The 10,763-nt window shown below is 63.8% G+C and carries 8 protein-coding genes; 2 read left to right on the plus strand and 6 right to left on the minus strand.

Annotation, left to right across the window (positions count from 1 at the left end):
• Positions 1-4: 4 nt before the first annotated feature.
• Genes F8237_RS22935 through F8237_RS22960 form a run of 6 tightly spaced genes read right to left on the minus strand, consistent with a single transcriptional unit; the run spans position 5 to position 7,510 of the window.
• Entirely contained in the window at positions 5-817 is an 813-nt protein-coding gene (locus F8237_RS22935; protein ID WP_151648138.1) for an HAD family hydrolase, read from the minus strand.
• 26 nt (positions 818-843) lie between these two features.
• Positions 844-1,374 (minus strand): gluconokinase, encoded by a 531-nt coding sequence (locus F8237_RS22940; protein WP_151648140.1) that lies wholly within the window; start codon positions 1,372-1,374, stop codon positions 844-846.
• Entirely contained in the window at positions 1,361-2,110 is a 750-nt protein-coding gene (gene pgl, locus F8237_RS22945) for a 6-phosphogluconolactonase (RefSeq protein ID WP_162006398.1), read from the minus strand. The genes F8237_RS22940 and pgl overlap by 14 nt, the downstream gene beginning before the upstream one ends.
• Positions 2,110-3,621, minus strand: coding sequence for a glucose-6-phosphate dehydrogenase (gene zwf / locus F8237_RS22950; protein ID WP_151648144.1), 1,512 nt, complete (start codon positions 3,619-3,621; stop codon positions 2,110-2,112). The genes pgl and zwf overlap by 1 nt, the downstream gene beginning before the upstream one ends.
• A gap of 27 nt (positions 3,622-3,648) precedes the next feature.
• Positions 3,649-4,647, minus strand: coding sequence for a phosphogluconate dehydrogenase (NAD(+)-dependent, decarboxylating) (gene gnd / locus F8237_RS22955; protein ID WP_151648146.1), 999 nt, complete (start codon positions 4,645-4,647; stop codon positions 3,649-3,651).
• A 13-nt stretch (positions 4,648-4,660) separates the two neighbouring features.
• Positions 4,661-7,510 (minus strand): bifunctional transaldolase/phosoglucose isomerase, encoded by a 2,850-nt coding sequence (locus F8237_RS22960; RefSeq protein ID WP_151648148.1) that lies wholly within the window; start codon positions 7,508-7,510, stop codon positions 4,661-4,663.
• Positions 7,511-7,832: 322 nt separating this feature from the next.
• On the opposite strand from F8237_RS22960, the gene F8237_RS22965 reads away from it, so the two are divergent.
• On the plus strand, positions 7,833-8,495 hold the full coding sequence (locus F8237_RS22965; protein WP_151648150.1) for an STM3941 family protein: 663 nt from the start codon (positions 7,833-7,835) through the stop codon (positions 8,493-8,495).
• 306 nt (positions 8,496-8,801) lie between these two features.
• Positions 8,802-10,745, plus strand: coding sequence for a PrkA family serine protein kinase (locus F8237_RS22970; RefSeq protein WP_041748088.1), 1,944 nt, complete (start codon positions 8,802-8,804; stop codon positions 10,743-10,745).
• Positions 10,746-10,763: the final 18 nt, after the last annotated feature.

A 10,763-nucleotide genomic window follows, 5' to 3' on the forward strand; every position in this document is an offset into this window, starting at 1 on the left:
TGACTCAACCAGCCCCATTCCGCTTCAAGATCATCTCCATCGCCTCGGCAAAACCATCCTGCTCATTGCTCGCCGTGACATGCGTCGCCTGGTCCTTGACGCTGTCGGTGGCGTTGCCCATGGCGATCGAGGTGCCGCTGACGCGGAACATCGCGAGGTCGTTCTGCATGTCGCCGATGGTGGCGACCGCATCGGTCGCAATCCCCAGGCGCCTGGCCATCGCCTCGACGAAGGTGCCCTTGTCGAAGCCGGGCGGGGTGATGTCGAGATAATAGGTCTGCGAGCGCACTGCGGTGGCCCCGCTGCCGAGCGCCTCCTGCATCGTCTTTTCGCACGCCTCGAGCCCGGCGGCATCGGCGCTGGCGCCGACGATCTTGCAGGCGCTGGCGAGGTACGGCGAGAAATCCGTTACGGTGGTCGGCTCGGACCGGATCGTGTGCTGCTCATGGGGGACGTATTTGCCGCTGGCGTTGTCGATCAGCCATTTGTCGGTGGTGAAGAGCCAGATGTCGGCGCCGAATTCGCGCAGGATCTGCAGGGACCGCTCGGCCGCGCCGGCGGGAATCAGATGCTGCTCGACCGGCTTCATCTCGGGATCGACGATCGAGGAGCCGTTGAACGGGCCGACCGGCAGCCACAGCGCCAGCGGCTCGATCAGGAAGCGCATGCCGATGGCGGGGCGGCTGGAGGTGATGGTGAAGCCGATGCCGGCCTGATGCAGCCGCTGCACCGCGCCCTTCGCGCGGTCGGTCAGAATCTTGTCCTTGGTCAGCAGCGTGCCGTCGACATCGGAGACGACCAGCGAGATTTTCGTCATGGCAGGACCTTCCGGGTTTCTCGGTCTCAGCGTTTCGCCCCGCTCAGATTCAATTGCCGGACCACGCCGTCCACGATCGCCTCGACGGATTCGTCGATCGAGACGGTGATGACGTGCTCGCTCGCTTCCGGCGGCTCCAACGTGTCGAACTGGCTGGTCAGCAGCCCGGTCGGCATGAAATGGCCCTTGCGGTGCGCAAGCCGTTCGGCAATCAGCTCCTTGGTGCCCTTCAGGAAGACGAAGCGGACGTCGTCGCGTCCGCGCAGCAGCACGTCACGATAGGTGTGTTTCAGTGCCGAGCAGGCGATGATGATTTGCTCGCCTCTGTCGCAGACCCGTGCGATCTCGTCGGCGATGGCGTTGAGCCACGGCCAGCGGTCCTCGTCGGTCAGCGGATGGCCGGCCCGCATCTTCTCGACATTGCTGGCGGGGTGAAAGCTGTCGCCGTCCTCGAACCGCCAGCCGAGGCGTTTGCCGAGCAATTCCGCCACCGTGCTCTTGCCCGAACCCGACACGCCCATCACGATCAATGCACAAGGTGCTTTAACGCCCGCCACGAATTCCCTCCGGTAGCGCGGCCTGGTCGACCAGCCAGACGGTCTCGCCATTCGAGCGCGCGCGTAAGGCCGGCAACCTCTCGCCATTGAGCAGGCGCGTCAAGATCGGCTGCTTGTCGTGCCCGGCAATCTCGAACAGCATTTCACGGCAGGACGCCAAGGCGGGCAGGGTGAGCGAGACCCGCGGCACGAACGGCGCGACATTGGCCTTGGGGACGCCGACGACCCAGCGTTCGGTCTCCTCGATTTCGGGGAAGCCGGGAAACAGCGAGGCGGTGTGGCCGTCCGGGCCGGCACCCATCAAAACCAGGTCGAACAGCGGGCGTGCCGGATCGAGGCTGTCAGCGCCATAGAAGGCTTGCAGCTCGCGCGCATAGGCTTGCGCGCTTTGATCCGGATTTTCAGCCGTGGTTGGAATCGGGTGGATATGGCCGGGCGGCGCGCTGCGATCGAGAAAGATCGCGCGGGCGACCGCCATGTTGTTGAGGGGATCGCTCGAAGGCACGAAGCGCTCGTCGCCGATGAACCAGTGTACGCGCTCCCAAGGAATCCTGTCGCGCCAAGCGTCGCTGCCGAGCATCTGATAGAGCTTCTTCGGGCTGGAGCCGCCGGTGAGGCAGATCGCGATGCGTCCGGGATTGGCCGATATCCGCGCCATCACCCGTTCGGCCGCGGCCTGCGCCAGCGCCTCGGCGTCGGCCGCGACGGTCAGCATCGGCTGGCCGGCCGATGCCATCACGAAAATTTCCGCCAGCTTCGCCCGTCGCGCCGCAGCAACTCGTCGGCGCATTTCGGGCCGTCGCTGCCGGCTTCATAGGTCTCGATGCCGTTGGTTCCTTCGCTCTTCCAGGCGTCCAGGAACGGCTGCACCGCCTGCCATCCGGCCTCGACGCCGTCGGCGCGCTGGAACAGGATGTTGTCGCCGATCATGCAGTCGTAGATCAGCGTCTCGTAGCCGGTCGAGGGATCTGCCCGGAAGTAATCGCCGTAGCGGAATTTCATCTCGACGCCGTCGATGGTGATGCTCGGTCCCGGAATCTTGGCGTTGAATTGCAACTCGATGGTCTCGGTCGGCGCGATGCCGATAGTCAGGAAGTTCTGCGACAGGTGGTCGATGTCCGTCCCTGAGAACATCGACAGCGGCGCCTGCTTGAACTTGATTGCGACTTCAGTGCGCTTGTGGCCGAGCGCCTTGCCGGTGCGCAAGTAAAACGGCACGCCGGCCCAGCGCCAATTATCGATCATCAGCTTCAGCGCGACAAAGGTCTCGGTGGTGCTACCGGGCTTGACCTCCTCGGTCTTGCGATAGTCCGGGATGTCGTCGTCGCCGATCTGGCCGGCGAGATATTGCGCGCGCACGGAATTTCTCAGCGCTTCTTCCCGGCTGGGCTGCTGGATCGCCGAGAGCACATCGGCCTTTTCGGAACGGACGGAGTGCGCGTCGAAACGGGTCGGCGGCTCCATCGCGACCAGCGACATCAGCTGGAACAGATGGTTCGGCACCATGTCGCGCAGCGCGCCGGTGGCGTCGTAGAAGCCGCCGCGATGGCCGACGCCAAGCTTCTCCTCGACGGTGATCTGGATGTGGTCGATATGGTTGCGATTCCAGATCGGCTCGAACATGCCGTTGGCAAAGCGCAGCACCAGGATGTTCTGCACCGTCTCCTTGCCGAGATAGTGATCGATCCGGTAGATCTGGTGCTCGGTCATGATGTTCAGAAGCTCGGCGTTCAGCGCCCGCGCCGAGGCGAGGTCGGTGCCGAACGGCTTCTCGATCACCAGCCGCCGCCAGGCTCCGTTCTCCTTCATCAGGCCGGTGCGGCCGAGCTCGCGCGCGGTCGGCGCGAACGCGGCCGGCGGCGTTGCGAGATAATACAGCCGGTTGCCCCCCGTACCCTGCGAGCATTCCAGCGTATCGAGATGCTCGCGCAGGCGGTCGAAGGACGGCGGGTCCTTCGGGTCGGCCTCGACGAAGGTCACGCATTGCAGCAGCTGCTTGGCGACGACATCGTCAACCGGCCTCGTTGCGAACTCGCGCAGGCCCTTCATCAGGCTGTCGCGCAACTCGTCGTCCGACTGGCCCTTGCGGGCCACGCCGACGACGCAGAATCTTTCCGGCAGCAGGTCTTCTGCGGCGAGGTTGTACAACGAAGGCATCACGAGGCGGTGAGTGAGATCACCGGTGACACCGAAAATGACGAAGGCGCAATTTTCCGGCTTGGGCTTGGGCTGCGGGTCTTTTGTCACGAACGATTGGCCTTCGCTTTGTTACGCTTATTTGGGTTTCGAAGCGCCCGGCGGCTTCGGCTCCTTGTGGCCGCCGAAGCCCGCACGCATCGCGGAGAGAATCTTTTCGGCGAAGGTGTGTTCCCGGCGGGAACGGAAACGTGTGTAGAGCGCCGCGGTCAGCACTTCCGCCGGCACGGCCTCGTCGATCGCCGCATTCACGGTCCAGCGTCCCTCGCCGGAATCCTCGACGAAGCCGGAATATTCCGAAAGCTGTGGGCTGTCGGCAAGCGCGTTCGAGGTGAGGTCGAGCAGCCATGACGGGATCACGCTGCCGCGCCGCCACACCTCGGCGATATCGGCAAGGTCGAAATCATAGCGATGATCCGCCGGCAAGGCCTCGATGTTGGCGTTCTTGAGGATGTCGAAGCCTTCGGCATAGGCCTGCATCAGGCCGTATTCGATGCCGTTGTGGATCATCTTGACGAAGTGGCCGGCGCCCACCGGGCCGGCGTGGATGTAGCCCTGCTCGATGCGGGGATCGCGTCCATCGCGTCCCTCGGTGCGCGGAATGTCGCCGGCGCCGGGCGCGAGCGCGGCGAAGATCGGATCGAGCCGGTCCACCACCTGCTTCTCGCCGCCGATCATCATGCAATAGCCGCGGTCGAGACCCCAGACGCCGCCTGACGTGCCGACGTCGACATAGTGGATGCCGCGCGCCTTCAGTGCCTTGCCGCGGCGGACGTCGTCCTGCCAGAAGGTGTTGCCGCCGTCGATGATGACGTCGCCGTCCTGCATCACGCCTGCGATCGTGTCGATCGTGGTCTCGGTGATGTGGCCCGCAGGCAGCATCACCCAGGCCGTGCGCGGCCGCTCCAGCTTTGAAATGAACTCTTCCAGAGTCGCCGAGCCCACCGCGCCGTCCGCGGCAAGGCCGGCGACGGCCTTGGCGTCCTTGTCGTAGACCACGGTCGAATGGCCGTGGCGCATCAGCCGGCGAACGATGTTGCCGCCCATCCGGCCGAGGCCGATCATGCCGAGTTGCATTTGAGAGATTCCCTTAGTTCAGCGCGTCGTTCAGCGCCGCATTGAGCGCCGCGAGACCCTTCTTGAGCCCGCCCTTGAGGTGCACCCGAAGCGCCCGCCGGCCGCGCTCGGTGAGCACGTCGAAATCGCCGCGCGCCTGCGCTGCCTTGATCACGCCGAAGCTGGCCTTCTGGCCCGGCACGGCAAGATCCCTGGCATCGTCGGCGGTGATCTGCAGGAACACGCCGCTGTCAGGCCCGCCCTTGTAGGCCTGGCCGGTGGAGTGCAGGAAGCGCGGGCCGAACTCGGCGCAGGTCGCGACGTGGCGCTTCTCGCGCACTTCCAGCCGCATGGCCTGGAGCGCGTCGATCGTCGCCTTGTCGCGGGCGATGTAGCCGAGCAGGGCGACATAGTCGCCATGGTTGGAGCGGGAGAGATGCGCCTTCAGCCAGGAGGTGAGGTCGCCGTTGGCGCCGGCAGCGCGGAGCGCCTTTGCGTTGGCCTCGTCGGTGTAGAGATCGGCTTCATCCGTGCTGACCACCGGCTGCTCCGCCGGCAGCGCGCCGGACTTCTCGTACGCCGTGGTCAACTCGCGAGTCTTGATCTTGGCAGCTTCCACGTCCGGCTGGTCGAACGGATTGATGCCGAGGATGCTGCCGGCCACCGCCGTCGCCATCTCGAAGCGGAAGAATTCCTGGCCGAGATGATCGATCGACTTCATCACGATGCGCACGACGGGATGGCCGGCCGCTTCGATCGCGGCAAGCTGAGAGTCGTGTGCGGCGTCCGCTTCGCCCTCGGTGCGGATGTCGATGAAGAAGCGGTCGTTGCTGTAGACCGAAGGCTCGCCCAGCGGCTCGCCGGCGATCGGGATCAGGCCCTTGCCTTCCTTGCCGGTCGATTCCGCGATCAGCTGTTCGGCCCAGGCGCCGAAATCGGCGATCTTCTTCGACGACAGGATCGTCACCTTGTCGCGGCCTTCGAGGCCGGCAAGGCCCATGGCAAGGCCGAGCTGCACGCCGGGGTTCTCACTGGGTGGTACGTCCGGTCCGCAGGAACGTGCCATCGCCAGCGCATGCTTGACGAGGGTCTTGACGTCGATGCCCGCGGTGGCCGCCGGCACCAGGCCGAACGGCGACAGCACCGAATAGCGCCCGCCGATCGACGGTTCGCCATGGAAGATGCGGGCGTAGTTCAGCGTCTTGGCCGCCTTCTCCAGCGACGAGCCGGGGTCGGTCACCGCGATGAAGCGATGGCCCGCCTTCACCTTGGGGCCGACCGCCTGCGCGACGCGCTCGTGGAAATAGTCCTTCATCGCGTTCGGCTCGGTGGTGCCGCCCGACTTGCTGGACACGATGAACAATGTGTTGGCGATGTCGATCCTGGCTTCCATCGCCCGCACCTGCGCAGGGTCGGTGGAGTCGAGCACGTGCAGCTTCGGGAAGCCGGACTTCTTCGCGAACGTTTCGGCCAGCACCTCGGGCCCGAGGCTCGATCCACCCATGCCGAGCACGACGGCATCGGAGAACTTCTGGCCCTTCACGCGGTTCGCGTAATCCTCGTAGTCGGCGACATCGGCCTTGGCGGCGCTGTCGAGCCAGCCAAGCCATTTGTCCTCGTCGGTGCCGGTCCAGACCGATTTGTCGCGCTGCCACAGCCGGCGGATTTTCGCCGATGCGCGCCATTCCTCGGTGCTCTTGGCCACGGCCTTGCCGAGCCCGTCGCCGAGCGAGAGAAGCTGGCGGTCGATCGCGGGACCAAGCACGGCGGCGCGCTTGTGCGCGACCGCGCCGTAGAGCTTGTCGGCGGCATCCGCAAACTGCTTCACGCCGTCCTTGACGAGTTCCTCGGTGATGGCGTCGAGCGAAACGCCTGAGCGCTCCAGCTCTTCCAGCACGCGATAGGCATCCTCGACATTCTCCTCCAGGCTGTCGCGCGGCTTGCCGTGGTCGCGGAACGCATCCAGCGTTGCCGGCGGCACGGTGTTGATGGTGTCGGGGCCGATCAGCTCCTCGACATAGAGCACGTCGCTATAATCCTTGTTCTTGGTGCCGGTGGAGGCCCACAGCATCCGCTGCGGCCTGGCGCCCTTGGCGGCGAGCTTGTCCCAGCGCGGACCTGCGAACAGGCGCTTGTAGTCCTGGTAGGCAACCTTGGCGTTGGCGATCGCGACCTTGCCTTTCAGCGCGGCGAGCCGCTCCTTCTCGGATGGATCGTTGGCGCGCGCGATCTTCTCGTCGAGCTGCTTGTCGACGACGCTGTCGATGCGGCTGACGAAGAAGCTCGCCACGCTCGCGACATGCGAGGGGTCGCCGCCACCGGCGACGTATTTCTCGAGACCGGCGAGATAGGCTTCGGCGACCTCAAGATAGACCGCCTTCGAGAACAACAGCGTGATGTTGATGCTGATGCCGTCACCGATCAGTGTTTCGATCGCCGGCAGACCTTCCGGCGTCGCCGGCACCTTCACCATCAGGTTCTTGCGATTCACGTCTTTCCAGAGCCGCCGCGCCTCGGCGACCGTGCCGGCGGTGTCCATCGCGAGGTAAGGCGAGACCTCCAGGCTGACATAGCCGTCGCCGCCCTTGAGACGATCGTAGACCGGGCGGAGCACGTCGGCGGCATTCTGGATGTCCTCGACCGCGACGGCCTCGAACAGATCGGCCACGGTCCGGTCGCCGCGCTTGAGCGCCTTGCCGATCGGGGCGTCGTATTCGTCCGAGCTGCCGATCGCCTTCTCGAAGATCGAGGGGTTGGAGGTGACGCCCTTGACGCCGTCGGTATCGATCAGCCGCTTCAAATCGCCCTTGGCGATGAAACCACGGGCCAGGAAGTCCAGCCAGACGGCTTGTCCGTGCTTTTCCAGTTCTTTTACGGGATTCATGATGCTTATTTTTCTCCAAGCCTGCGGGCAAAGGGTTCCCGCGCCGGTCCTGACGCGCTATCCTCTAGCGTACATGCTCCCGGGAGGGAACCAATCAAGGGTATCAGCGTCATACTCCCAGTGTAACTCTGCCGCGATCATGGCGATCCATGTGGCGAACGGTGTGTTGCGTAAAAAATCATTGGCCGGGGAGGACCGGCCAAGATCTTGTTGCGTAACGCCGGCCGCCTGGTCTCGTTGGCTTTTGCCACTTGGGCTCGTGGCTGTGCGGAGTATCATCGGCGGATTCCGGTCCGCCTGGTACATCGTGACTTGGTCGCGAATGGCCATGCTGGGGGAAAGCATGCACGCACATCATGACGGTCTGGCGCTCTCCGTCACCGACAGAACGCAAGCGGTCGCGTCGGCCATTTGCATTGACGCGTCCCACGATCTCGAAATCAGTCCATGTACGACCCAGCTGCGGCTGCTGGTCGCTGCGGGTTTCGCGATGACCCTGCTCAGCGCGACTCTTGCCTTTGACTGGTGGGACGGCCTCGGCGACTACGGCACGACGGTCGGCTATGCCGGCGTCGCGGTGTTCGGCCTGATGACCTGCCGGCTGATCTGGATGCTGCCCGCCGAACGGGGGGCGGTGGTGATCGTCACCCCCTACGGCATCCGCGATCTCCGCATCGGCAATGAATTTCTGCTGTGGGACTCGATCGCGGAGATTTCGGCTGACGAATGCCGCGGACACAAGATGATCGTGCTGACGCCGACGCCAGCCTTGCAGCGCCAGCTCGGCGCGATCCGCAGCTCCGCTCGCCGCGCGCAGAACGATCGGATCGTCATCCGTCTGGATGGGTTGGCGACCGATTTTGACACATTGCTGAGGGCTTGCCGCGACTGTCATGCTGCGAGCGACCCACGCACCGCATTGCAGCAGGAAGATGAACGCGGCGCACATGACGGCATTCGCGGCTTCGCCGTACCAGCGACATAAGATTGCCGCGCGCGGACTGCTCCATGTTGCGGTGCCGGATGGACTCGTCCCCCCGGTAAGACCCGGATGTTGCGAGCGAGTGACATTTTCTGGAAATGAGCGATGATAGACGCAGATTCGCACAAATAACAGGCATGTGCCTGTTCGTAACTCAACGAGTGCCTACGTTGTGCGTTGCGTGGAGTTGGCACCCGGGTGTCCAATGATCGTCATGTGCTCACGCTGATTCGAGAGTGGCGCTACGGAACGGTCCAGTCGTCGCTGCTTTAGTTCAGTTGTGTAGCGGAACTCACGCGGAGAGGGATCATGTACAACGATTCTTTGTTCAACGCTTTCGCTCGGTCGTTCGAGGCGAGAAGCCAGCACGACATGTCGATGGCGGAATATCTGGAATCGTGTCGAAGCGATCCCATGAAATACGCCAACGCGGCCGAACGATTACTAGCGGCGATCGGTGAGCCCCAAACGATTGACACGGCCAAGGACCCACGCCTTGGCCGTATTTTTTTGAACCGCACGATCCGCACCTATCCGGCCTTCGCCGGCTTCTACGGCATGGAAGAAACCATCGAGCGCATCGTCGGGTTCTTCCGTCACGCGGCGCAAGGCCTCGAAGAGCGCAAGCAGATTCTCTATCTGCTCGGTCCGGTCGGCGGCGGCAAATCCTCGCTCGCCGAGCGGCTGAAGTCGCTGATGGAAGTGCATCCGATCTACGTGCTCAAGGCCGGTGACGAACTCTCGCCCGTGTTCGAGAGCCCGCTCAGCCTGTTCGATCCCGATCAGCTCGGCCCGATGCTGGAAGAGAAATACGGCATTCCGCGCCGGCGCCTCACCGGCCTGATGAGCCCGTGGTGCTACAAGCGGCTGGAGGCCTTCGGCGGCGACATTTCCCAGTTCAGAGTCGCAAAGATCCAGCCGTCGCGGCTGCGCCAGATCGGCATCGCCAAGACCGAGCCCGGTGACGAGAACAACCAGGACATCTCCTCGCTGGTCGGCAAGGTCGACATCCGCAAGCTCGAGACCTACGCCCAGAACGATCCCGACGCCTACAGCTATTCCGGCGGCCTGAACCGCGCCAACCAGGGCGTGCTCGAGTTCGTCGAGATGTTCAAGGCGCCGATCAAGATGCTGCATCCGCTGCTCACGGCGACGCAGGAAGGCAACTACATCGGCACCGAGAATATCGGTGCGATCCCGTTCACCGGCGTCATCCTCGCGCATTCGAACGAGGCCGAGTGGGCGAGCTTCAAGTCGAACAAGAACAACGAGGCCTTCATCGACCGCATCTGCGTGATCAAGGTGCCTTACTGCCTGCGGATCACGGAAGAGCAGAAGATCTACGAGAAGCTGATCCAGGGCTCCGAGCTCGCGGCCGCGCCATGCGCGCCCTCGACGCTGGAGACGCTGGCGCGGTTCTCGGTGATGTCGCGGCTGCGCAAGCACGAGAACTCCACGATCTATGCCAAGATGCGGGTCTACGACGGCGAGAGCCTGAAGGAATCCGATCCGAAGGCGCGCAGCGTCCAGGAATACCGCGATGCGGCCGGCGTCGACGAGGGCATGGACGGCGTCTCCACCCGCTTTGCCTTCAAGATCCTGGCTGCGACCTTCAACCACGATCCGCAGGAAGTCGCCGCCGACGCCGTGCATCTGATGTACGCGCTGGAGCAGTCGATCAAGCGCGAGCAGCTGCCCGAGGAAGTCGAGAAGCGCTACCTCGAATTCATCAAGGCGGATCTGGCGCCGCGTTATGCCGAGTTCATCGGTCACGAGATCCAGAAGGCCTATCTCGAATCCTACTCGGATTACGGCCAGAACCTGTTCGATCGCTACGTCGACTACGCCGATGCCTGGATCGAGGACCAGGACTTCAAGGATCCCGACACCGGCCAGCTGCTCGATCGCGAACTCTTGAACCAGGAACTGACGAAAATCGAGAAGCCGGCGGGCATCGCCAACCCCAAGGACTTCCGCAACGAGGTGGTCAAATTCTCGTTACGGTCGCGGGCCCAGAACGGCGGCAAGAATCCGACCTGGACCTCCTACGAGAAGATTCGCGATGTGATCGAAAAGCGGATATTCTCTCAGGTCGAGGACCTGCTTCCGGTGATCTCGTTCGGGTCGAAGAAGGACGGCGAGACGGAGAAGAAGCACGGCGAGTTCGTGGCACGCATGGTGGAGCGCGGCTACACCGAGCGTCAGGTTCGCCGGCTGGTCGAATGGTACATGCGCGTGAAGCAAGCCGGTTGAGGCGGATGGGAATCAGTG

It is taken from the genome of Bradyrhizobium betae, assembly GCF_008932115.1.
Classification (GTDB): Bacteria; Pseudomonadota; Alphaproteobacteria; order Rhizobiales; family Xanthobacteraceae; genus Bradyrhizobium; species Bradyrhizobium betae.

Excerpts from the sequence above, each read along its gene's own strand:
- F8237_RS22935 (WP_151648138.1), bottom strand. The coding sequence starts at position 817 with ATGACGAAAATCTCGCTGGTCGTCTCCGATGTCGACGGCACGCTGCTG.
- pgl (WP_162006398.1), bottom strand. The coding sequence starts at position 2,110 with ATGGCATCGGCCGGCCAGCCGATGCTGACCGTCGCGGCCGACGCCGAG.
- gnd (WP_151648146.1), bottom strand. The coding sequence starts at position 4,647 with ATGCAACTCGGCATGATCGGCCTCGGCCGGATGGGCGGCAACATCGTT.
- F8237_RS22960 (WP_151648148.1), bottom strand. The coding sequence starts at position 7,510 with ATGAATCCCGTAAAAGAACTGGAAAAGCACGGACAAGCCGTCTGGCTG.
- F8237_RS22965 (WP_151648150.1), top strand. The coding sequence starts at position 7,833 with ATGGCCATGCTGGGGGAAAGCATGCACGCACATCATGACGGTCTGGCG.
- F8237_RS22970 (WP_041748088.1), top strand. The coding sequence starts at position 8,802 with ATGTACAACGATTCTTTGTTCAACGCTTTCGCTCGGTCGTTCGAGGCG.